Source organism: Phenylobacterium sp., assembly GCF_025351295.1.
Taxonomy (GTDB): Bacteria; Pseudomonadota; Alphaproteobacteria; order Caulobacterales; family Caulobacteraceae; genus Phenylobacterium.
The window spans coordinates 78,881-98,758 of sequence record NZ_JANXWD010000106.1 but is presented as its reverse complement, the minus strand read 5'-3'; the positions used below and the strand labels follow the sequence as shown (position 1 = coordinate 98,758).

General features: G+C 71.7%; 24 protein-coding genes and 1 tRNA gene. 13 read left to right on the top strand and 12 right to left on the bottom strand.

Going from position 1 to position 19,878, the window contains the following annotated elements:
* Positions 1-38 precede the first annotated feature (38 nt).
* Positions 39-488 (bottom strand): surface-adhesin E family protein, encoded by a 450-nt coding sequence (locus Q0R13_RS15580; protein WP_293905526.1) that lies wholly within the window; start codon positions 486-488, stop codon positions 39-41.
* A gap of 172 nt (positions 489-660) precedes the next feature.
* On the opposite strand from Q0R13_RS15580, the gene Q0R13_RS15575 reads away from it, so the two are divergent.
* Positions 661-888: a hypothetical protein gene (locus Q0R13_RS15575; protein WP_293905524.1), complete on the top strand. Its 228-nt coding sequence runs from the start codon at positions 661-663 to the stop codon at positions 886-888.
* Here Q0R13_RS15575 and Q0R13_RS15570 read toward each other — a convergent pair.
* Complete coding sequence (locus Q0R13_RS15570; protein ID WP_293905521.1) at positions 885-2,063, bottom strand: serine hydrolase; 1,179 nt, start codon at positions 2,061-2,063, stop codon at positions 885-887. The genes Q0R13_RS15575 and Q0R13_RS15570 overlap by 4 nt on opposite strands.
* A gap of 157 nt (positions 2,064-2,220) precedes the next feature.
* On the opposite strand from Q0R13_RS15570, the gene Q0R13_RS15565 reads away from it, so the two are divergent.
* Genes Q0R13_RS15565 through Q0R13_RS15550 form a run of 4 tightly spaced genes read left to right on the top strand, consistent with a single transcriptional unit; the run spans position 2,221 to position 7,590 of the window.
* Positions 2,221-3,432, top strand: coding sequence for an NAD(P)-binding domain-containing protein (locus Q0R13_RS15565; protein ID WP_293905518.1), 1,212 nt, complete (start codon positions 2,221-2,223; stop codon positions 3,430-3,432).
* Positions 3,429-5,456, top strand: coding sequence for a thioesterase domain-containing protein (locus Q0R13_RS15560; protein ID WP_293905516.1), 2,028 nt, complete (start codon positions 3,429-3,431; stop codon positions 5,454-5,456). Before Q0R13_RS15565 ends, Q0R13_RS15560 begins: the two co-directional genes overlap by 4 nt.
* A gap of 17 nt (positions 5,457-5,473) precedes the next feature.
* A complete protein-coding gene (locus Q0R13_RS15555) occupies positions 5,474-6,586 on the top strand; it encodes an NAD(P)/FAD-dependent oxidoreductase (protein WP_293905514.1) in 1,113 nt (370 codons plus the stop codon).
* A gap of 8 nt (positions 6,587-6,594) precedes the next feature.
* Positions 6,595-7,590 (top strand): nitronate monooxygenase, encoded by a 996-nt coding sequence (locus Q0R13_RS15550; protein ID WP_366853073.1) that lies wholly within the window; start codon positions 6,595-6,597, stop codon positions 7,588-7,590.
* 26 nt (positions 7,591-7,616) lie between these two features.
* On the opposite strand, the gene Q0R13_RS15545 is transcribed toward Q0R13_RS15550, so the two are convergent.
* Genes Q0R13_RS15545 through Q0R13_RS15535 form a run of 3 tightly spaced genes read right to left on the bottom strand, consistent with a single transcriptional unit; the run spans position 7,617 to position 11,316 of the window.
* Positions 7,617-8,480 carry an alpha/beta hydrolase gene (locus Q0R13_RS15545; protein ID WP_293905512.1) on the bottom strand — a complete coding sequence of 288 codons (864 nt, stop codon included), beginning with the start codon at positions 8,478-8,480 and terminating at the stop codon, positions 7,617-7,619.
* Entirely contained in the window at positions 8,477-10,288 is a 1,812-nt protein-coding gene (locus tag Q0R13_RS15540) for an asparagine synthase-related protein (protein WP_293905511.1), read from the bottom strand. Before Q0R13_RS15540 ends, Q0R13_RS15545 begins: the two co-directional genes overlap by 4 nt.
* The gene (locus Q0R13_RS15535; RefSeq protein ID WP_293905509.1) at positions 10,288-11,316 is read right to left on the bottom strand and encodes a glycosyltransferase; all 1,029 of its coding nucleotides are present in this window, start codon (positions 11,314-11,316) and stop codon (positions 10,288-10,290) included. Before Q0R13_RS15535 ends, Q0R13_RS15540 begins: the two co-directional genes overlap by 1 nt.
* A 97-nt stretch (positions 11,317-11,413) precedes the next feature.
* Here Q0R13_RS15535 and Q0R13_RS15530 point away from each other — a divergent pair.
* A tRNA-Met gene (locus Q0R13_RS15530) sits at positions 11,414-11,490 on the top strand.
* Positions 11,491-11,527: 37 nt separating this feature from the next.
* On the opposite strand, the gene Q0R13_RS15525 is transcribed toward Q0R13_RS15530, so the two are convergent.
* Positions 11,528-11,749, bottom strand: coding sequence for a hypothetical protein (locus tag Q0R13_RS15525; RefSeq protein ID WP_293905507.1), 222 nt, complete (start codon positions 11,747-11,749; stop codon positions 11,528-11,530).
* A 138-nt stretch (positions 11,750-11,887) separates the two neighbouring features.
* Between Q0R13_RS15525 and Q0R13_RS15520 the strand changes: the two genes are divergently transcribed.
* Positions 11,888-12,076 (top strand): hypothetical protein, encoded by a 189-nt coding sequence (locus Q0R13_RS15520; protein ID WP_293905505.1) that lies wholly within the window; start codon positions 11,888-11,890, stop codon positions 12,074-12,076.
* On the opposite strand, the gene Q0R13_RS15515 is transcribed toward Q0R13_RS15520, so the two are convergent.
* Complete coding sequence (locus Q0R13_RS15515; protein WP_293905503.1) at positions 12,073-12,696, bottom strand: methyltransferase domain-containing protein; 624 nt, start codon at positions 12,694-12,696, stop codon at positions 12,073-12,075. The genes Q0R13_RS15520 and Q0R13_RS15515 overlap by 4 nt on opposite strands.
* A 144-nt stretch (positions 12,697-12,840) precedes the next feature.
* Positions 12,841-13,893, bottom strand: coding sequence for a DUF2125 domain-containing protein (locus Q0R13_RS15510; protein WP_293905501.1), 1,053 nt, complete (start codon positions 13,891-13,893; stop codon positions 12,841-12,843).
* A gap of 40 nt (positions 13,894-13,933) precedes the next feature.
* Here Q0R13_RS15510 and Q0R13_RS15505 point away from each other — a divergent pair, with 40 nt between their 5' ends.
* Positions 13,934-14,458: a gamma-glutamylcyclotransferase gene (locus Q0R13_RS15505; protein ID WP_293905609.1), complete on the top strand. Its 525-nt coding sequence runs from the start codon at positions 13,934-13,936 to the stop codon at positions 14,456-14,458.
* 150 nt (positions 14,459-14,608) lie between these two features.
* On the opposite strand, the gene Q0R13_RS15500 is transcribed toward Q0R13_RS15505, so the two are convergent.
* The 4 genes from Q0R13_RS15500 to ftsE are packed head-to-tail and all read right to left on the bottom strand — an operon-like array spanning position 14,609 to position 17,545.
* Positions 14,609-15,307 (bottom strand): lysophospholipid acyltransferase family protein, encoded by a 699-nt coding sequence (locus Q0R13_RS15500; RefSeq protein WP_293905499.1) that lies wholly within the window; start codon positions 15,305-15,307, stop codon positions 14,609-14,611.
* Entirely contained in the window at positions 15,304-15,933 is a 630-nt protein-coding gene (locus tag Q0R13_RS15495; protein WP_293905497.1) for a YdcF family protein, read from the bottom strand. Before Q0R13_RS15495 ends, Q0R13_RS15500 begins: the two co-directional genes overlap by 4 nt.
* A complete protein-coding gene (locus Q0R13_RS15490) occupies positions 15,933-16,823 on the bottom strand; it encodes an FtsX-like permease family protein (RefSeq protein ID WP_293905496.1) in 891 nt (296 codons plus the stop codon). The genes Q0R13_RS15495 and Q0R13_RS15490 overlap by 1 nt, the downstream gene beginning before the upstream one ends.
* Entirely contained in the window at positions 16,820-17,545 is a 726-nt protein-coding gene (gene ftsE, locus Q0R13_RS15485) for a cell division ATP-binding protein FtsE (protein ID WP_293905494.1), read from the bottom strand. The genes Q0R13_RS15490 and ftsE overlap by 4 nt, the downstream gene beginning before the upstream one ends.
* Positions 17,546-17,601: 56 nt before the next feature.
* Between ftsE and Q0R13_RS15480 the strand changes: the two genes are divergently transcribed.
* The 5 genes from Q0R13_RS15480 (at position 17,602) to Q0R13_RS15460 (ending at position 19,786) form a co-directional block, all read left to right on the top strand.
* Positions 17,602-18,420, top strand: coding sequence for a zinc-ribbon domain-containing protein (locus tag Q0R13_RS15480; protein ID WP_293905492.1), 819 nt, complete (start codon positions 17,602-17,604; stop codon positions 18,418-18,420).
* Positions 18,413-18,940 (top strand): phosphoribosyltransferase family protein, encoded by a 528-nt coding sequence (locus Q0R13_RS15475; RefSeq protein WP_293905490.1) that lies wholly within the window; start codon positions 18,413-18,415, stop codon positions 18,938-18,940. Before Q0R13_RS15480 ends, Q0R13_RS15475 begins: the two co-directional genes overlap by 8 nt.
* The gene (locus Q0R13_RS15470) at positions 18,937-19,401 is read left to right on the top strand and encodes a GNAT family N-acetyltransferase (RefSeq protein WP_293905488.1); all 465 of its coding nucleotides are present in this window, start codon (positions 18,937-18,939) and stop codon (positions 19,399-19,401) included. Before Q0R13_RS15475 ends, Q0R13_RS15470 begins: the two co-directional genes overlap by 4 nt.
* A 131-nt stretch (positions 19,402-19,532) precedes the next feature.
* Positions 19,533-19,664 (top strand): hypothetical protein, encoded by a 132-nt coding sequence (locus Q0R13_RS15465; protein ID WP_293905486.1) that lies wholly within the window; start codon positions 19,533-19,535, stop codon positions 19,662-19,664.
* Positions 19,661-19,786 carry a hypothetical protein gene (locus tag Q0R13_RS15460; protein WP_293905484.1) on the top strand — a complete coding sequence of 42 codons (126 nt, stop codon included), beginning with the start codon at positions 19,661-19,663 and terminating at the stop codon, positions 19,784-19,786. Before Q0R13_RS15465 ends, Q0R13_RS15460 begins: the two co-directional genes overlap by 4 nt.
* Positions 19,787-19,878: the final 92 nt, after the last annotated feature.

The following is a 19,878-nucleotide window of genomic DNA, read 5'->3' as shown; positions in this document are numbered from 1 at the left end:
CTAAAGCCCGCGGGCCGAGATGGTTCCGCGCGGCGCGCTCAGGTATCGGTGAGGGTGCGGCAGGCGAAGGCCATGCGGATCGCGCCGACCGACCCCGGCGCCGGCGTGGTCCAGGGGGTGGGGATGAATTTCGGCGACTGCCAGGACTTGCCGGTCAGCGCGGCCGCCTCGTGATAGGTCTCCTCGACCACGCGGCTGACGTTCCTGCGGCAGTCGAATTCCCCAAGGCTCTCCACCGAACGGAAGGTGAAGCCGTCGTGCTCGCGGGGACCGTCGGCGTCATAGGCGGTCCAGACCCGGCGCAGGCCGGCGTCGCCCTGGCCGGCGGGGCGCATGTAGACGAACACGTCCTCGCTGGCGGTGATCAGGGTCCAGCCGGCCTTTTCCAGCTCCGGCGAACTGGCGCGATCCTGCGCGCGGGCGGCGCCGCATAGGGCCAGCGCCACCGCCATCGCCATATACGCCAGCCGGGGCCCGGGCCTGTTCATCGAGCCATCAACGCCAAAAACCAGCGCCGGTGTCCAGCCCGGTTCAGCCTCGCCAGCCCGCGGCGCAGGTGAACGGCGGCTAAACGCAAGGCTCAGCTTTGCCTCAGCGGCGGGGGCGCAACCTGTCCTCTTGATCCGCGGTCCCTCGCGGACATTGGATGAGGTAAGGGTCATGGCCAGCGCCATCGACTGGAAGCTCCTGGACCACGCGGCCGCCACGCCGGTCGAGGTCGGCGACGTGGTCTCGGCGGATGCCGGCGGCATGCCGATCTATCGCGTCGTGGCCCTGGCCGGCGGCCAAGTCTGGCTCGGCGGCGACCGCGACGCGACGGCGCGGGTCATGCCGCTGGAACGGTTCCGCTGGCGCGGCGGTGAGGCGATGGCCGGGGCGGCGGCTTAGCTCGCGGCCTTCGCCGCCGCTCGGGCGGCGTCGACGAAGGCTGTGCGGGCCGCGTTCAGTTCGCGGCCGACCGCCGTGGGCCAGGCGGCGTTGGTGACGATGATGATGCGGTCGTCGCGGAAGGTGGTGATCGACTGGCCGTAGATGCCCACCGCCTCGTAGCTGCCGTTGCTTCGCATCCACCAGAAGTACCCATAACCGGCGTCGCCGTTGTCGATCTGCTTGGTGGTGGCCTGGCCGATCCACCAGTCGGGCAGCACCTGTTTCCCGCCGGCCTTGCCGCCGTCCAGGATGAACTGGCCGACGCGGGCGTAGTCGCGCAGCGTCATGGAGAGGCAACAGCCGCCGCGCTCGTGGCCGCCCAGGTCGGTAACCCAGATGGCGTCGGCCTCCATGCCGTAGGGCTTCCACAGCGTCTCGGAGGCATATTCGCTGACGCTCTTGCCGACCGCGTTCGAGACCAGGATGCCGACCAGGTCGGTCTCGCCCGTATTGTAGTGGAACTTGGTTCCCGGTGGGTTGGCGCGCGGCAGCTTGCGCATGTAGCTGACCATCGGGTTCACGCCCGGCTCGGTGACCTCCGTCCCGGCGACCGCCACATCGGCCTTGGGGTCGGTGTAGTCCTCGTTCCACCGCACGCCCGAGCTCATCATCAGCAACTGGCGCACGGTGACGCCGTCGTAGCCGGAGCCCTTCAGCTCGGGGATGTAGTCGGTGACGGGCGCGTTGATGGACTTGATCTTGCCGTCGGCGATGGCGGCGCCCACCAGGGTCGAGGTCACCGACTTGGCCACCGAGAACGAGGTCCAGCGATCGGTCGGCTTGCGGCCCATGGCGTAGCGTTCGAGCAGGATCTTGCCGTCCTTCAGCACCAGGACGCCCGATACATTGTAGGCCTGCATGTACCGGTCGACCGTCCAGGTCTTGCCCGCGTAGCTGAAGGTCGGGTCGATCTGCCGGGCGGCCATCGGCAGGGGATGAACCTGGTCGCCGCGCTTGATGATCTCAGCCTTGTAGACGGTCTCCATCGACCGATAGCCGTCGCTCTGCTGCTGCGGCGTCCAGGTCAGGATGAAAGGCGTTCCGGGCTTCAGCGCCACCTGCGCGCCCGCCGTCGCGCCGCTGAAAGCCGCTGCCAGCGCTGCCGCGACGGCCAGCCCGATCACCTTGCGCATGCTCTGATCCCCGTGTTTGGGCGGAAGCTAAGGGTCGCCGCGCCGCTTGCCTAGCCGGCTGCGTTCAGGGCCGGATTCGCATTTGAGGCGTATGCGCTCGCCGGTTGCAGGGAAAACTGAGACCATGGCCGAGCTTGGGCCACGACCCGAGGCTTTGTTGGGGGCGTCCATTTCTACGAACACCGATGTCGCCATCGTTGGCGCGGGCCCCTACGGCCTTTCAATCGCGGCGCACCTGCGGGCGCGGGGTGTCGATCATCGCATCTTCGGCTCGCCGCTCTCGACCTGGCGCGAGCGGATGCCGCCGGGGATGGTGCTGAAGTCTGACGGCTTCGCCTCCAGCCTGTCGGCGCCGGGGCGAGGCTTCACCCTGCGCGAATATTGCGCCCAGAACGGGGTGCACTATCACCCCACGGGGCTCGCGGTGGCGTTGGAGACCTTCGTCGACTACGGGCTGGCGTTTCAGCGGCAAGAGGTTGCGCAGCTTGAGCCGCAGCAGGTCGTGGCGCTCGCCCCGGCCGCCGGCGGCTGGCGGATCGAGCTGGACAACGGCGGCGTGGTCACGGCGCGCCGGGTCGTGCTGGCGGTCGGCATCACCCATTTCGCGCGAACGCCCGAAGCCTTTGCCGGCCTTTCGGCCGACCAGGTCAGCCACTCCAGCGATCACCGCGACTTCTCCCGGTTCGCCGGCGCCGAGGTCACGGTGATCGGCGCGGGCTCGTCAGCGGTGGACGTGGCCCTGGGGCTGGCCGCGGCCGGGGCGAAAACGCGGCTGGTCGCGCGCCGGGAGGCCTTGAAGTTCGCAAGGCCCAGGGACACGGAGACGCGCAGCCTCTGGAGCCGTATTCGCCACCCGAGCTCGGGGCTCGGCAATGGGTTGCGCTCGCGGCTGGCCTGCGACGCGCCGGATCTGTTCCGGGCGCTGCCCCGTGAAGCCCGGCTGGCGATCGTGCGCCGCCATCTCGGTCCATCCTCGCTGGCCGAGCAGAAGGCCAAGGTGGAGGCGGGCGTGGAGGTCCTGACCGGACGCCGGATCGCGACCTTGTCCGGGGCGGGCGGGCGGGTGCGTCTCGGCCTGGCGAGCGCCGATGGGACCCCGGCGCAGGTGGCGGCGGACCACGTGATCTGCGCCACGGGATATGAGGCGGACGTGCAGCGGCTGAGCTTCCTCGAGGCCGGTGTGCGCGACGGCCTGCGGACAGCCGGCAAGGCGCCGGCGCTGTCGGGTGGTTTCGAGTCCTCGGCGCCCGGTCTCTACTTCGTCGGGATCGCGGCGGCGGCCACCTTCGGCCCGCTCATGCGCTTCATGTTCGGCGACGAGTTCGCGGCTCGCCGGGTGAGCGCTCACCTGCAGCGGCAGGCGCTGTGAGCGCCGCGGGAGCGGTCACGCTGCGTGCGGGGCGAGGCGGGCGGGCGCTGTTCGTGATCCCCGGCGCCGGCGGATCGGCGCTGGAGCTGAAGGACTTCGCCGCGGCCCTGCCGGGCCGGCGACCGGTGATCGGGCTCGAACCCTTCACACCGCAGGCCGGCGGCGACCAGCCCATGACGGTCGAGGCGATGGCCCTCGTGGCGGCCGCCGCGATCCGCGAGCGCCAGCCGGCCGGCCCGTATCAGCTGATCGGCTATTCGTTCGGCGGCCTGGTGGCCCTGGAGACCGCCCTGGCTCTGCGGGAGGCCGGCGAGGCGGTGAGCTTCGTCGGCCTGGTCGACACCGTCTTCGACCGCCGTTTCTGGCCGCTGGGCCTGTTCCTCGCGGCGACCGCGCGGCGTACGGTCGGCCATCTGGCCCGCCTGGCGCGCCGGCCGCTGGGCGAGGCGCTTCCTGAGCTGGCCACGCGGGCCGGACGCCTGGCCGGCCGCGTCGCCGCGCGGGGGGGCGGCGGCCCGGTCATGGTCGCCGCACGGGCGGTGCAGGCGCGCTGCCTGATCGCCATGGCCGCCTACGCCCCCAGGGCCTGCGCCGTGCCGGTCACCCTTTTCCAGTCGACCCGCGACGGCGATTTCGGCTGCGATCCAGCCGACCTCTGGCGGCCGTGGATCGCCGAGCTGGAGGTGCGGCCGATCGACGGCGCCCACCTGGACCTGGTGCGCGACGCGGCGGCGCTGGCCGCCCTGGCCCAGGCGGTCGATGCCGCCCTCGCCGCCGCCGACGCGCCGCCGACCCGGGTGCTGCTGGCCGCGGGCTTCAACTGGATCGCCACCGCGCGGCTGGCCCTGGGCCTGACCGAGGCGGGTTTCGCGGTGCAGGCCGTCTGTCACCGCCGCCACAGCCTGCGCCGGCTGGGCTTTCTCGAACGGCTGAATGCGCTGGATCCGCTCAGGCTGGAGACCAGCCTGGAGCGCGCCATCGGCGCCGGCCGGCCCGACCTGATCCTCGCCTGCGACGATCCGATGACCCAGGCGCTGCACCGGCTGCACGACCGCGCCGATCCGGCCACGGCCGACGGCGCCTGGCTCCGGGCGCGCCTGGCCCGCTCGCTGGGGCCGCCCGAGACCTATGCCTGGCTCTATTCCCGCGCCGCCATCACGGTGATCGCCAACGAGGAGGGGGTGCGCCACCCCGCCACCGGCCGCGTCCGCAGCCTGGACGACGTCGCCAACTGGATGGCGGATCGTCCCGGCCCCGCGATGCTGAAGAGCGACGGCAGCTGGGGCGGCCGCGAGGTGGTGTTCGTCCGGGACCCGGCCGAGGCCGCGCGCGCGTTTCGCCGCATGAACGCGCCGCCCGGCGCCTTGCGCAGCCTGAAGCGGTGGCTGGTCGAGGGCGATGCGACGTCGTTGAAGGCCTTGCTTGCCCGACGCCGGCCGGCGCTGAGCCTGCAGGCCTTCGTGCCGGGGGTCTGCGGCAATGCGGCAGTGGCCTGCCTGGAGGGTCGCGTGCTGGCGGCGGTCTATGTCGAGGTGGTGCGCAGCAACGGCGCCCTGGGACCGGCCACGGTGGTCCGGGTGATGGATAACCCCGATATGGCGCGGACGGTGGAGGCCATGGTGCGGCGCCTGGGGCTGACCGGCCTCTGCGGCTTCGACTTCATTCTCGAGGCGGGGACGGGGGCGGCCCACATGATCGAGCTCAATCCCCGCGCCACGCCCACCGCTCACCTGACCGGCGCCGACGGCGGCGACCTGCCGGCCGCCCTGCTGGCCGCGCTGCGCCAGCGCGCCGCGGCGCCCCGGCGACGGCCCATCTATGCCGGTGGGCTGGTGGCCCTGTTCCCCCAGGAGCTGCGCCGCGACCCGGTCAGCGTCTATCTGCGCTCGGCGCACCACGACGTGCCGTGGCATGCGCCCGACCTGGTGGACATCGCCCTGGCCGAGGCCGGCACGCCGCGCGCGCTCCTGGACCGTCTCGCGCGCGGGCTCGCGCCGCGCACAGGTTCCCTTCCGCCGCCTTAGGCGCTAGGCCCCCGGACATGGCCGAGTTCGACTTCGATGCAGTGGTTGTGGGCGCGGGCGCGGTGGGCCTGGCGTGTGGTTTTGCGCTGGCAAGGCGCGGCCTGAGCGTCGCCGTGCTGGAGCGGGAGGCGGCGATCGGCCAGGGCGTCTCCTCGCGCAATTCCGAGGTGATCCACGGCGGGCTCTACTATCCGAGCGGTTCGCTGAAGGCGCGGTTGTGCGTGACGGGGCGGCGGTTGCTGTACGCCTTCTGCGACAGTCACCACGTGGACTACGACCGCTGCGGCAAGCTGGTGGTGGCCGAGACGGCGGATGACCTGGACCGGCTGGAGGCGATCCTGGCGCAGGCCCTGACCAACGACGTCGAGGGCATGGAACGGCTGACGAAGGCGCAGACCCTGGCGATGGAGCCCGGGCTGGCCTGCGAGGGTGCGCTGCTGTCGCCGCAGAGCGGGGTGTTCGAGAGCCACGCCTACATGCTGGCCCTGCAGGGCGAGATCGAGGCGGCCGGCGGGGCGGTGGTGCTGGCCACCCCGTTCGAGGGCGCGACGCCGCTGGACGGCGGCGGGTTCGAGGTGCGGGCCGGCGGGGTTGAGCCCACGGTGCTGAGCTGCCGCGACCTGGTGACCGCACCGGGCCTCTCGGCGCAAGGCGTGGCAGGCGATATCGAAGGCTTCCCGGCGGACATGATCCCCAAGGCCCACTACGGCAAGGGAATCTACTTCCGGCTGGCCGGCAAGGCGCCGTTCCGCCACCTGATCTATCCGCCGCCGATCCCCGGCGCGCTGGGCACCCACTATCGCCGCGACCTGGGGGGGCAGGGGGTGTTCGGGCCGGACCTGACCTATGTCGAGGCGCCGGACTACACGGTCGATCCCGGGGCGGCGGCGGCGTTCTACCGCTACATCCGCCGCTTCTGGCCGGGCCTGCCCGACGGCGCCCTGTCGCCCGACTACGCCGGTGTGCGGCCCAAGATCCACGGGCCGGGCGAGCCGCAGCCCGACTTCCGCCTGGACGGGGCCGATGTGCACGGCCTGCCGGGGCTGGTCGCCCTGTTCGGGATCGAGAGCCCGGGGCTGACCTCGTCGCTGGCGATCGGGGACGAGGTGGCGGCGCGGCTGGGGCTGTAGCGCACAGGATTTGGATTCCGCCGCGTCATTCGCCGATACTCCGCCTCAGGGAGACACCGATGAAGAACCGCATTACCGAGCTGCTGGGCGTGAAATACCCCATCGTCCAGGCCCCGATGGGCTGGATCGCCCGGGCGCAGCTGGCCAGCGCGGTGTCCAACGCGGGCGGGCTCGGGATCATCGAGACCTCCTCCGGCCGCCTCGACGAGGTGCGCGAGGAGGTGAAGAAGATGAAGACGCTCACCGACAAGCCGTGGGGCATCAACGTCGCCCAGGCGTTCGTGCGCGATCCGGACATCGTGTCGTTCGTGGCCGACCAGGGGGTGAAGTTCGTCACCACGTCGGCCGGCGACCCGAACCGCTACTGCGAGGCGCTGAAGGGCCGCGGGCTGACCGTCTTCCACGTGGTTCCGTCGCTGGCGGCGGCGATGAAGGCGATCGACGCCGGGGTCGACGGGCTGGTGGTCGAGGGCGGCGAGGGCGGAGGCTTCAAGAACGGCCGAGACGTGGCGACCATGGTGCTGCTGCCGCTGGTCTGTTCGAAGGTGAAGGTGCCGGTGATCGCCGCGGGCGGCATCACCGACGGACGAAGCATGGCCGCGGCCTTCTGCCTGGGCGCGGAGGCGGTGCAGATGGGGACCCGGATGGTCTCCGCCGCCGAGAGCCCGGTGCACCAGAACTGGAAGGACATGATCGTCGCGGCCAAGGAGACCGACACCGTCTTCCTCAACCGCCACGGGCCGGGGCCGGCGCTGCGCGCGCTGCGCACGGAAAAGACCACCCGCTTCGAGCTGGAGCCGCCGCCCAACATCATGGCCGAGATGGCCAACGCCCTGGCCCTCTACTTCGGCGGCGACATGGAGGCCGCGATCGCGCTGTCAGGCCAGGTCGCCGGGCGGATCGATTCGGTGAAGCCGGTCGCCCAGATCCTCAACGAGACGATCGAGGAGTTCGAGGCGGTGATGATGGAGATGGGCGCGAAGTACGGGCGGGTCCCGGCCTAACTCAATCCCGCTCAGCGGACTTTTGCCTACTTCGGCAGGGTCGCCAGCCAGTTGAGAATCTCCATTTCGAGCCGGATGCGGGCGGAGTTCCAGCCGTGGTCGGTGGCGACGTGCAGGGTGGTGACCTTGCCACCGGCCTTGCGGATGGTGGTCACCAGGGCGTCGCTCATGGGCGCGAGGCCGTCGTCGGAGGTCAGCACGAACAGGGGAAGCTTCGCCAGACCGGGCGCCGCGGCGGCGAACGTGTAGGGTCCCAGCGTCCCGACCTCTTGGGCCATGCTATCGGCGGTGACGCCGGCCAGGCTCTCCATGTCGTTGCGCGCGATGTCGAGACGCTGCGACAGAGGCGTGTACGAGGCCATGCCCATGTCGGCGGCCGAGATCATTACCGCGCCGAGGACGCCCGGATCGCTGCCCGCGGTCAGGGCGGTGACCCAGCCGCCCATGCTGTGGCCTATGACCACCAGGCGCCTCGGGTCGATCTGAAGCTTGACGGCGTTGGCGGGGTCGCGGGCATAGGCCAGGGCGGCCTTGCCGTCCTCAAGGTTGCCCTTGAAGCTGAACGTCCCTGGGCTGCCCCAAGAGCCGCGGTAGTTAAGGGTGACCACCGTCCAGCCGGCGCGCCGTATGGCCTGGGCCAGGTCGAGGTTCTTCTCGTTTCCCGGCAGGCCGTGGAACAGCACGACGGTCGGGTGTGGGCCGGCGCCGGAGGGGATGTAGGCGATCCCGTTCACCTCTACCCCGCCGGTGGGGATATGCAGCACCTCCATGCGCGCCGGATGGGCGGCGTCGGCCGGCGGGTCGGTGAAGATCGCCGCGGGGGGCGCCGCCCGGGCCGCGCCGACGAGGGTCAGGGCCAGTCCTGCGGCCAGCAGCCAGCGATGCGTCATCCGGTTTCCCCCACGATGGTCGTCAGCGCGTCTTTCGGCGACGCGCCCTCCAGATGGATCAGCGCCCAGACCGCGAAGAACAGCAATGGCCATTTTTGGCCGGGCCGCCCGCCGCGCATCCGGGCGGCGGCCTCGTCGCCCAGCACCTGGCGCACGGCGGCGACCTGGCCGATGCGCTGGGCGATGTCGGCGGCGCGGGGGGCGATCCAGGCATCGACCGGCACCGTGAAGCCCTGCTTCCTCGCCCAGGGCCGGGCGGCGGGGCATTCGCGTTCCAGCCACTTGCGCAGCAGCCATTTGCCGTGGCCGCCGCGCACCTTGAACCGGTCAGGCAGGTTGAAGGCGAAGGCCGCCACCTCGCGGTCCAGGAACGGCGTGCGGCCTTCCAATCCGTGGGCCATCAGGCAGCGATCCAGCTTCAGCAGCAGGTCGCCCGGCAGCCAGGTGACAATGTCGGCCCACTGCGCCTGTTGCAGCGGCGTCAGGCCCCTTGGCGGCCGGGCGGCGTCGCGCCAGGCGGCCAGCACCTGGGGCCGGGCGCCGCGCGGTTCGGCGGGACGGCCGCCCAGCCAGGCCGGGCGCAGGGCGCGGCGATAGCGGCCGTAGCCGGCGAACAGCTCATCCCCGCCCTCGCCGGTGAGCACGACGGTCAGCGCGCCCTTGGCCGCCTCGGCGAGCTTGTAGGTGGGCAGGGTGGCGTAGTCGGCGGTGGGGTCGTCCAGCGCCCAGGCGACCTGCGGCAGGATGCGCCAGAAGTCCGCCTCGCCGAAGCGGGTCTCACGCCAGTCGAGGTTCAGCGCGCGGGCCACCCGTTCGGCCTGGGCGCGCTCGTCCGCGGCGCCGGGGGCGTCGAAGCCGCAGGTGAAGGCGGTGACCGGGCGCGCGTTGAGGCGGGCCATCAGGGTGGCGATGGCCGCGCTGTCGATGCCACTGGAGAGGAACAGGCCGTAGGGGACGTCCGAGCGCTGGTGGACCCGGACGCTGTCCTCGAGGACAGCGTCGAGGCGGCGAATGAGCGCTCGCTCCTCCCCCGCGCCGAAGAGCGCGGGGGAGGGGGACCGCGAAGCGGTGGAGGGGGCGCGAGGCGGGGAACTCGGCGCTTGAGGCTTCACGCCACCTCCGGCGGCTTCGCCGCCACCTCCCCCGTCGTCTTCACGACGGGGGAGGAGCGCAAGCGGCGGACGCCGGTGGCTGCTGACGATCCGGCCGCCGCGCACTTCGACGACCTCGCCCGGCGCGAGGCGGCGGAGGCCCTGGAACAGGGTGCGTTCGCCCAGGACGAAGTTGAGGTCGAGCAGTTCGCGGGCGGGGTCGGCGTCCAGCACCGGCGCCATCAGGCCCGCCGCGAAGAACGCGCGCGGCTCGGAGGCGAAGGCCGGGCCGGCGCCATGCTGCATGATGTAGAGCGGCTTGATCCCGAACGGATCGCGGGCCAGCCAGGTGCGACCGTCGGCGCCGATCAGGCAGAGGCCGTACATGCCGCGAAGCCGGCCGATCGCGGCCTCGCCTTCGCGGGCGGCCAAGTGAAGGAGGGGTTCGAAGTCCGAGCCGGTGGCCAGGGTCAGGCCGAAGTCCTGGGACAACTCGACGTAGTTGTAGGCTTCGCCATTGCCGATCACCGTCGCGCCGGCGGCGTGCAACGGCTGCCAGCCGCCGTCCAGGTCGATGATCGAGAGCCGCGCGTGGGCGACGCCGGCGGTCCCCAGGGTCTCGATGCGCACGCCGTCCGGGCCGCGGTGCGCCAGGGCCGCGATCATCGGGCCGACGACGGCCACGTCGCCGCCCAGCACCCCGGCGATGCCGCACATCAGCCGGCCCCGTAGTCGGCGAATAGCGCCTTCCACTGCGCCACCACGGCGGCCTCGGAGAATTCCGCCGCGACCCGCGCCGCGCCCGCGGCCGCGAACCGGGTGCGCAGCGTGGGGTCGGCCAGCAGGCGCCGGACGCCGTCGGCCAGGGCGTCGGCGTCGTCGACCGGGACCAGCAGGCCGTCGTCGCCATCCTGGATCAGGCCGGCCGGCCCCTGGCTGGCGGCGGCCACCACCGGCAGGCCATGCGCCCAGGCCTGAATCACCACATTGCCCAGCGGCTCGAAGCGGGACGGAAAGACGCACGCGTCGGCGGTCCGATAGAGCGCCGAGGCGTCGGTCCGCCAGCCCAGGAAGCGCACCCGCCCGGCCACGCCAAGGGCCTCGGCCATCCCCTTCAGCTTGGCCTCCAGCGGCCCGACCCCGGCGATCCACAGGTAGGCGTCCGGCAGCTGGGCCAGGGCCTGCAGGCTGACGTCATGGGCCTTGTTGTCGTGCAGCCGCCCCATGGCCAACAGCAGGGGCGAGCCCTCAGGCGTCGCCAGGCTGGCGCGGTCGACCGGCGCGGCGTCCGGCGGGGCGGCGGCGAAGTTGGGAATGCAGGTCACCCGGCCGGCCGGCCAGCCCTGGTCGACGATCCACTCGGCGATGTCCTCGGTGTTGGCGACCAGCCGGTCGAAGCCCTTGTAATATTTCAGGCTATAGTAGCCCCCCAGCCGTCCGATCCGCGCCCAGGGGCCGCGTGGGGTGTGCCGGGCCGCCCGGTTCATCCAGGCCAGGGCCACCCTGGTATGCTGGACGGCGGCGAAACCGGCGGCAGCGGGCCGGGTCAGGATGTCGATCGGGCCGCCGAAGCGCAGCACCCGCACCGGCACGCCCGCCGCCTTCAGCCGGGCCTCTCGCGTCGCGTTGCCGCGGATGGCGGCAGCCTCGGTCACGCCCGCCCGCTTCAACGCCCGCAGGAGGTCGACGAAGTAGGTCTCCGCCCCGCCTTCGCCGGCCGTTCCCAGGAGGTGCAGGACGCTCATCGCAGCGCCAGCCTAGCTGGTGATCGCCCTTCGCCCAAGCGCTTGAAGCGCAGCGGCTTCGCCCCTATAAACCGCGCCTCGCGCGAGCGGGGCCTCTGGCTGGGTAGCTCAGCTGGTTAGAGCGGTGGATTCATAACCCACAGGTCGACGGTTCAAGTCCGTCTCCAGCCACCAGGGCCCCCCGCGCGAATTACCCTCAGCGCCCGCAAGCTCAGGCGACGTCGCGGTCCTCGGCGGGCGCTTCGGTCGGCGCGTCTTCGGGCGTGTTGATCTGGATCGACACTTCATAGCCCTGGGCCTCGGCCTTGCGGGCCGCGCCGCTGGCGGCGACCACGGCGGTGTCGAGGCTCGAATAGGGGCCGAAGCGCCGGCCGTTCAGGCCCACCTTCCAGACGCCGTCGATGAAATCGACCGAATATTCGACCTGCGGCATGGCGCGCCCCCTCGCCGGACTGGAACGAGATTGAACGCGATTCGGTCAGCCGCGCGAAGCACGACCTCTGGCACGGGGCTTGTTTGCGTAACAGGTCAGGTGGTCCAGAACGGAACACTGTTCGATGGAGAGAAGCCGATGGCGACTTCCGTTGTTGTAGCCCGCACCAAGCCGGACGGGCTCGAGTACCTCACCAATGACACCCGCGTCGGGTGGACCGACGCCGAGCAACTAGCGGCCCAGTTCGCGACGGTGCGCGAAGCGACCCGCGCGGCGATGCGCCTGCCCAGCCGCCTGCGCGCCTTCGCCCTGCCGGTCAGCGCCTAACCCGGCTCGGCCTCGCCCCACTCGTTCCACCCGGCGATCCGGGGCGTGCGGGGCACATACATGCTGTCGTGGCGGGTGACCCGGAATCCCGCCGCCTCGATCGCCGCGGTGACCGGCCGGGTCAGGTGGCAGCCGCCGGCGATGTGTTTCCACACCGGCTCGACGCGGCGCTGCCATCTGGCGATGTCGGGATCGGGCGCCAGTCCGTGCTCGCAATAGAGGAACCGCCCGCCGGGTTTCAGCACGCGGCGCGCCTCGCCAAGGGCCGCGGCCGGTGTGTGCACCGAGCACAGGGTGAAGGTGCAGACCACGCAGTCGAAGCTGGCGTCCTCGAATGGCAGGGCCTCGGCGGTCCCGTCCTCGACCTTCACCTTCAGGCGCGGATCGCGCGGGGCGGCCTCGGCGAGGGCGCGCAGTTCGGCGGCCGGGTCAACGCCGGTGACGCTCGTCACCTTGGTCGGATCGTAGAACCCCAGGTTCAGGCCCAGGCCGATGCCCAGCTCCAGAACCCGGCCCGCGGCCAGCGGCACGACCTTGGCCCGCTGCTTCATCATCGGCGGCGACGAACAGCCGGCCTTCAGCAGGCGCGGCAGGATGAACCGGTCGTAGAGCGAGGCCATGGCCCACCTTGGCGCAGCCGCCCCGCCCCGGCTAGAGCGCGGCAGGCGAAAGTGGATCCCGGTTTCGCCGCCCGACGCGCTCTAATTCAAAGAGTTAGGGCCTTTTTGTCTGGTTCAAGCGAGGCCATTTGAACCAGAAAGGCTTTAGCGCGGTTCGTAGACCTTGGGGGCGGGCCAGAGCACGACGGGACCCAGGGTCGTGCGGTCGCCTTCGAAATTGATCGTGGCGTGCGCCACCTCGTCCGAGCCCTGGCGCGCACCGGCGACCGCGGCGGCGGCGGCGGCCTGGTCCGGCGCGACCGAGCCGCTGGCCCCGAGCGCGCCCAGGGCGCGGGGCGCCTGGCGCAGCGAGACGTCCAGCACGCCGGTCAGGCGGCCGTCCGAACCGACGCCCAGGGCGCCCGAATTGACCCCGATCAGGGCGTCCCCCGCGGTCAGACCGGCGCGCTTGACGTTGATCCTGCCGCCAGCCCGCGACCACGCCGCCACGGCGTCGGCCCAGGTGGCGCCGCGCAGGGCGTCGACCTTGGTGAGCCGGCTGTCCCACGCGATGGACACCGGCTTGTCGCCGGCGATGCGGCCCAGCAGGCCGGCGAGCTGGGCCTTGCCATCCTGGACCGAGACCCAGACCCCCGCCTCGTCGCCGAGCTCGGCCGGCGCGCGCCGCAGGTGGATCTCGACCCGCTCGGCTGCGGAGAGGCCGAACGGCGCCGCGCCGGCGCCGGGCGTGAACGTCAGGCCGGTCCCCTCGAACGAGATGTTGGGCGGCGCATTGGCGAAGTGGCTGAGGCTGGCGCGGATCAGCCGGCCGCTCACCCGCACCGGCCCGCCGGTCGGCCGCACGAAGGTCAGCCCCTCCGGCGCGGCGACGATCCAGTGGGTGGGAGCGTGCATGAAAGCCTGTCCCTCGAGCCGCGGTGTCTCCAGCCCCCAGCCGGAGCGGTCGCGGATGCGGGCCTCGGTCAGGGCGATGTTCAGCCGGAACGGATAGCCGCCGATGCTGCGGTCGCGCCAGGCGACCTCGTAGCCGGCGTGGCGCAGGGCGGTCGCCGTAGCGTCGAGCCGTCGGATGGCCTCGCCGCGCGCCCACACCCAGGCGCCGCTCCAGACCACGATTAGCAGGGCGAGCAGGCCGAACGGAATGTAGAGGCCCAGCCGGCTGAGTTTGCGGGGCGGGGTCGGATCGGGCACAGACATGGATCGGTTCGTTGGGCAGTTCAGGGTGGCTCGGGGCGGGATGGCGTCGGAACGGTGGGTGTTCGGCTATGGGTCGTTGATGTGGCGGCCGGGGTTCCCGTTCGCGGAGCGGCGCGGCGCCATCCTACACGGCCGCCGCCGGGCGTTCTGCATCTATTCGGTCCATCATCGCGGCACCTATGAGCGGCCGGGACTGGTCCTGGGCCTGGCGCCGGGCGGGGCGACGCGGGGGGCGGCCTATCGGGTGTCGGAGGCGGACTGGGCGGAAGTCTACGCCTATCTGCTGGAACGCGAGCAGCCCACCGAGACCTATATCGAGGCGCGCCGTTTCCTGAAGCTGGACGACGGTCGCCGGGTCGAGGCCCTGGTCTTCCTCTCCGATGTGGGCCACCCGCAGTGGGCCGGGGCGCTGACGCTGGAGCGCCAGGCCGAGCTGATCGCCGGCGCAACCGGGCTGTCGGGGCGCAACGTCGACTACCTGCGCGACCTGGTGGCCCACCTGCGGGAAATGGGCGTGCGCGATGTTGGCATGGAGCGGCTGCTGGACTTGGTGGAAGAGCTCTGAGCTTTCCCTCCCCTTATGGGTAGGGCCGACTCGACGAAGTCGAGCGGGGTGCGGAACTGTGGGCCGGAGCGCGGAGTCGAAGCTTTATCGTGACTTCCCCACCCTGATCGCTTCGCGATCTGTCCCTCCCCAGAAAAAGGGGAGGGAAAGCTACAGCCCCATCAGCTCCGTCGACTTCGCCTCGATCCGCTCTTCCAGCAGCCGCATGAACTCCGCGCGCTTCAGGCCGGGCGGGATCGGCTCGAGATATTCGAACACGATGAGGCCTGGCCGGCGGACGAAACCGTGGGCGGGCCAGTGCACGCCGGCGTTGGTGGCCACCGGATAGACCGGCACGCCCAGCTCGCGATAGAGCGCCGCGATGCCGGGCTTGTAGTCCGGTTCGGCGCCCGGCGCCTTGCGGGTGCCTTCCGGGAAGATCACCACCTGGCGGCCGTCCTTGAACAACTCCGCCCCCTCGCGGATCACCTGGCGCATGGTCTTCGAGCCACCGTCGCGGTCGATGACGATGGCGCCGGCCTTGATCGCGTACCAGCTGAACCAGGGGATCCAGGCAAGCTCCTTCTTCATCACGAAGGCCGAGGCCGGCAGGAAGGTGAACTGGGCGAACACATCCAGCATGCACTGGTGCTTGGGGGCGACCAGGGCGGCGCCGGCGGGCGGCGTGCCGCGCACCTCGACCCGGATGCCGCAGATCGCCAGCAGCCCCACCACGCCGCGCCCCCACATGTGGAACATTCCCAGCGTCCAACGGGTGGGACCCAGCAGCACGGGCGTGCAGACCACCGCGACCGCCGCGGTCCACAGGTAGAACAGCGCCACATAGACGAGCGAGCGCAGTGCGGTCACGGACGGCCCTTCGGTTGCGCCGCCGGGGCTTCGCGGGGGCCCAGCCCCAGCACCGCCTCGCGGCCGAGGATCGCCAGATACTTGCAATACTCGACCACCATCAACCGCGCCGCAGCGGGATCGCGCCACCAGCCGCGGGATTTCAGCGCCGGGGTCGGGACGGCGAAGGTCTCGGCGGTGATGCCGGTGTCGCGCAGCACGGCGTTCAGCTCCAGCATGGCGCGGGGCATGTGGTAGTCGGCGGTGACCACGATCAGGCGGTTGTAGCGCATGGCCTGGGACCAGGCGGCGGTCTCGCGCGCATTGCCCACCGTGTCGGCGGCGGTGAAGCCCAGGTCCACGCAGCAGTCGTAGAGGCGGCGCACGGCGCGCGAGATGTGGCGGATGTCCTCGCGGCTGGCCATGGGATTGACGCCGGAGACCAGGACGCGGCGGCCGTAGCCGTCCTCCAGCAGGCTGACGGCGGCGGCGATGCGATCGTTCGAATTGGCGCCGGTCAGGACGACGATCCCCTGGGCCGGGGTCGGCGCGCGCGCCGGGGTCTGCTGCTGGACCCGGCCGGCGAAGGCCAGGAGGCCGCAGAACCAGATCAGCGCCACGACCAGGAAGGCGGCGACCGACTTCATCAGAGGTCTTGTATCAGCCGGCGTGCGGTGAGGCGTGCGGCGACCGCGGCGACGATGGCGGCCAGCAGCGGGCAGGGCAGCACGGCCAGCAGGTCCAGCCAGGCGATGGGCAGGGCCGGCGTGATCCCCTGGCCGCCGCCGACCAGCCGGAGCAGGCCGCCGGCCAGCGCCGCCGCGGTGGCCCCGAAAGCGCCGGAGATCGCCGCGATCCGGGCGAAACGCAGCTCGAACAGGTTGGCGATCTGGCCGTCCTCGGCGCCCGTCAGGTGCAGCACCTCGACCACGTCGCGCCGCGCAGCCAGGCCCGCGCGGGTGGCGAAGGCCACGACGGCGGCGGCGGCGAGCGCGATCAGCAGGAACAGCGCCGCGCCGGTCCAGCGGACCACGCCGGCGGCCTGGCGGATGTCCTTGATCCAGATCTGGTGGTCGTCGACCACGGCGTCCAGGCCCTGCGCCTTCAGCGCCTGGCGAAGACCGGCGGCGGTGGCCGGCTGCTTGCGATCCAGGCTGACGGCCACCAGGCGCGGCACCGGCAGGTCCTCCAGGTCGCTGACGTCGCCAAGCCAAGGCCGGATCAGGTCGTAGGCCTTCTCCTTCTCCAGGGCACGGGCCTCGGAGACGCCCTTGACCCCGGCCAGGGTCTCGGCCGCGCGGGCCGCGGCGGCGTCCGGGGTCTCGCCGCCCCGGGCCCGGACGATGACCGTGGCCTCGCCGGTCAGCTGCCCGGCCCAGCCATGCGCCGCCCGGTCGCCGGCGATCACGCCCAGCGCCGTCAGGCAGGCCAGGAAGCACAGGACCGCGATAGCGAAGATCAGCGCCGGGTCGCGCGCGTCCTGTTCTGGCAGGAAGGCGGCGGGACGCCAGCGGGCGGGATCGAACGACTCGCTCACGTCGTGGGTCCCTGCGGCGGCAGCGGCTTCAGCCGGCCCTTGTCCAGGTGCAGCACCGGGCGCGCCGAGCGGGCGACCAGGTCCTGGTCGTGGGTGGCGATGATCACCGTGGTGCCCAGGCGGTTCAGCTCGACAAACAGGCGATAGATCCTCAGCGCCATCTCGTGGTCGACATTGCCCGTGGGCTCGTCGGCGAGCAGGATTTCCGGCCGGTTCACGACGGCCCGCGCGATGGCCAGCCGCTGCTTCTCCCCGCCCGCCAGGGTCGGCGGCCTGGCGTGCATGCGCCCACCAAGGCCCACCCAGGTCAGGAGCTCGGCCACGTCGCCGCGATACTCCGACGGCTTGTGGCCGGCGATGCGCAGCGGCAGGGCGGCGTTGTCGAAGGCCGACAGGTGGTCCAGCAGCAGCAGGTCCTGGAACACCACCCCGATCCGCCGGCGCGCCCGGGGCAGGTCGCGCGCGGTCATCCCCGCCACGTCCTCCCCGAACAGCCGCACGGTCCCTGCCGACGGCCTGGCGGCCAGGTAGATCAGCTTCAGCAGCGAGCTCTTACCCGCCCCGGACGGCCCGGTGATGAAATGGAACGAGCCGCGCGGCAGGCTGAGCGAGATATCGCTCAGCACGTCGGGTCCGCGGCCATAGCGCATGGAAACGCCAGCGAAACGGAGGATTTCGTCGGCCGAAGGGTCTTCGGCTGCGGCGCTGGGGTTTCTGGACATGGAGGCCGAAATCGGCGACCTCGGAGTGAGGGTGCTGGAGCGTCCGATTCGACCTCATGATACTGACCTGTCCAGAGTGCGCTACCAGCTATTTCGTGGAGGACGACCGCGTTCCTCCACGGGGGCGCTCGGTCAAGTGCTCCAGCTGCGGCGCCCGCTGGCGCGCCCTGCCGGACGGTGAGCCCGAGCTCGAAATCGCGCCGCCGCCACCGGCGCCGCCGATCGCCCAACCGGGAGACGACGGCCTCGGCGCGGTCGACGATGACATCCTCTTCGTTCCGGGTTCGGCGAAGGCCAAGGCCGGCAGGAAGGCCGCGCCGAAGGGCCGATCGCCGCTGCTGGCGGTCGGTGTGGCGGTGCTGGCGATCCTGGCCCTGGCCGCCGGGGCGGCGGTGGTCCTGCGCCAGCAGATCGCCGACCGGGTCCCGGCCAGCGCCCGGCTGTTCGCGGCCATCGGCCTGCCGGTCAATTCGCTGGGTCTGGTGATCGAGGACGTGGTCTGGAAGCCGGCCTTCCTGGCGGGCCGGCCGGTGCTGGCGGTGACCGGCTCGATCCGCAACCTGCGCAAGCAGACCATCGTCGCGCCCGCCGTCCGCATCGGCCTGCTGGACAAGGCGCAGCAGCCGCTGACCACCTATCGCCTGGCGGTACAGAACGGGCGGGTGCCGCCGGGCGGACGCCGCTACTTCGCCTGGAACCTGCCGGACCCGCCGGCCGGCGCCCATCACCTCGACATCGGCTTCGACCTCGCCGCTGCTCTGCGCCCGCCCGCCGCCTCGACGTCGCCCCCATCCGGCGCGCCGCCCACGCCCGCCCCGGTCGAGGCCAAGCCGCTTTCCCCTGATTCTCCGGACGCCCTGGCCAAGCATGAGTGACCCCGATCCCACCATCCTGATCTCCGAGGCCGAGGTGACCCAGCGCGTCGAGGCGCTGGCCGACCGGATCGCGCCGCGCATCGACGACCAGACGGTGGTGGTCTGCCTGCTGACCGGCGGCCTGTGGTTCGCCTCGGACCTGACCCGGGCTCTGGCGCGGCGCGGGCGGATGGTGGGCTTCGACGCCCTTTGGCTGGCCTCGTACAAGGACGGGCGCCAGTCCAGCGGCCGCTGCGAGGTGCGCGCCGATCTGCAGCGCCCGATCGCCGGGCGCAAAGCGCTGGTGGTGGACGACGTGTTCGACACCGGCCTGTCGCTTTCGGAGGCCGCCCGCCTGGTCCGCGACTCGGGCGCAAGCGAGGTGCTGACCGCGGTGTTCGCCCGCAAGCCCTGGCCGACCCCGCGGGCCATGGAGCCGGACTTCGTGGCCTGGGAGGCGCCGGGCCGGTTCCTGGTCGGCTACGGCATGGACGTGGCCGGGCGGATGCGCGGGTTGCCCTACATCGGGGCGATGGATTGAGCGGGCTGACGATACGCCAGGACGATCTCCAGGGCGCGCCGACCCGCGACCTGCTGGCGCTGCACCTGGCCGGCATGCACGCGAACAGCCCGGCGGGCCACGTCTTCGCGCTCGATCTTTCGGGGCTCCAGGTCCCGGAGGTCACGGTCTGGAGCGCCTGGCGCGGCGAAGCGATCGCGGGAATCGGGGCGCTGAAGGCCCTGGGCGGCGGCGGCGGCGAGATCAAGTCGATGCGCACCCATCCCGACCATCTGCGCCAGGGCGTGGCCGCGGTGATTCTGGAGCACATCATCGACGCGGCTCAGGCGCGGGGGATGACCCGCCTCAGCCTGGAGACCGGCAGCGGCCCGGCGTTCGACGCCGCGCTGGCGCTCTACGCCAGGCGCGGGTTCCGCTCAGGCGGCGCGTTCGGCGACTATGTGGCCAGCGACTTCAACCAGTTCATGCATCTGGAGCTTTAGGCCAGCCACCGCGCCGGGCGTTGCGTGGTCCATCCCGTTAAAGTCACTCGATCGGCCGATCGGAATCGAGTGGGGCAAGCCTGAATTTGTGACACCATACGCCCCGTGCCACATTTCCCCGGCCATCCCTGATGTCCAAACCGACCGATATTCGCATCGCGCCAAATGCCCGCATGGTGTTGCCCGAGGCTGCGCGTGAGGCTTTGGGTGTCGCCGGCGCTGGTCTGGTGGCGGTGTCGGTGGACGGCGACGCGGCGCCTTGACCTCGATGGCGTCGAACGTGCGGCGGGCGCAGGCGCTCTATCGGGCCCATGTGCGGGAAGACCAGTCGAGCGACGCGTTTCTGGAAGGCCGACGCCTGGAAGCCGAGAAGGCGCCGCGCTGACGATGGCCCGCGCGGTCTCGACGCCTCGGCTGTGATCGCGCTGCTACGGGATGAGCCCGGCGCCGAGATGATCGCCAGCTATGCGGGCGTTG

Excerpts from the sequence above, each read along its gene's own strand:
- Q0R13_RS15535 (WP_293905509.1), bottom strand. The coding sequence starts at position 11,316 with ATGAGCGTCCTGCACCTCCTGGGAACGGCCGGCGAAGGCGGGGCGGAG.
- Q0R13_RS15525 (WP_293905507.1), bottom strand. The coding sequence starts at position 11,749 with ATGCCGCAGGTCGAATATTCGGTCGATTTCATCGACGGCGTCTGGAAG.
- Q0R13_RS15465 (WP_293905486.1), top strand. The coding sequence starts at position 19,533 with ATGTCCAAACCGACCGATATTCGCATCGCGCCAAATGCCCGCATGGTG.
- Q0R13_RS15575 (WP_293905524.1), top strand. The coding sequence starts at position 661 with ATGGCCAGCGCCATCGACTGGAAGCTCCTGGACCACGCGGCCGCCACG.
- Q0R13_RS15505 (WP_293905609.1), top strand. The coding sequence starts at position 13,934 with ATGGCGTCGGAACGGTGGGTGTTCGGCTATGGGTCGTTGATGTGGCGG.
- Q0R13_RS15540 (WP_293905511.1), bottom strand. The coding sequence starts at position 10,288 with ATGTGCGGCATCGCCGGGGTGCTGGGCGGCGACGTGGCCGTCGTCGGC.
- Q0R13_RS15495 (WP_293905497.1), bottom strand. The coding sequence starts at position 15,933 with ATGAAGTCGGTCGCCGCCTTCCTGGTCGTGGCGCTGATCTGGTTCTGC.
- Q0R13_RS15480 (WP_293905492.1), top strand. The coding sequence starts at position 17,602 with ATGATACTGACCTGTCCAGAGTGCGCTACCAGCTATTTCGTGGAGGAC.
- Q0R13_RS15520 (WP_293905505.1), top strand. The coding sequence starts at position 11,888 with ATGGCGACTTCCGTTGTTGTAGCCCGCACCAAGCCGGACGGGCTCGAG.
- Q0R13_RS15580 (WP_293905526.1), bottom strand. The coding sequence starts at position 488 with ATGAACAGGCCCGGGCCCCGGCTGGCGTATATGGCGATGGCGGTGGCG.
- Q0R13_RS15515 (WP_293905503.1), bottom strand. The coding sequence starts at position 12,696 with ATGGCCTCGCTCTACGACCGGTTCATCCTGCCGCGCCTGCTGAAGGCC.
- Q0R13_RS15510 (WP_293905501.1), bottom strand. The coding sequence starts at position 13,893 with ATGTCTGTGCCCGATCCGACCCCGCCCCGCAAACTCAGCCGGCTGGGC.
- ftsE (WP_293905494.1), bottom strand. The coding sequence starts at position 17,545 with ATGTCCAGAAACCCCAGCGCCGCAGCCGAAGACCCTTCGGCCGACGAA.
- Q0R13_RS15545 (WP_293905512.1), bottom strand. The coding sequence starts at position 8,480 with ATGACGCATCGCTGGCTGCTGGCCGCAGGACTGGCCCTGACCCTCGTC.
- Q0R13_RS15475 (WP_293905490.1), top strand. The coding sequence starts at position 18,413 with ATGAGTGACCCCGATCCCACCATCCTGATCTCCGAGGCCGAGGTGACC.
- Q0R13_RS15555 (WP_293905514.1), top strand. The coding sequence starts at position 5,474 with ATGGCCGAGTTCGACTTCGATGCAGTGGTTGTGGGCGCGGGCGCGGTG.
- Q0R13_RS15570 (WP_293905521.1), bottom strand. The coding sequence starts at position 2,063 with ATGCGCAAGGTGATCGGGCTGGCCGTCGCGGCAGCGCTGGCAGCGGCT.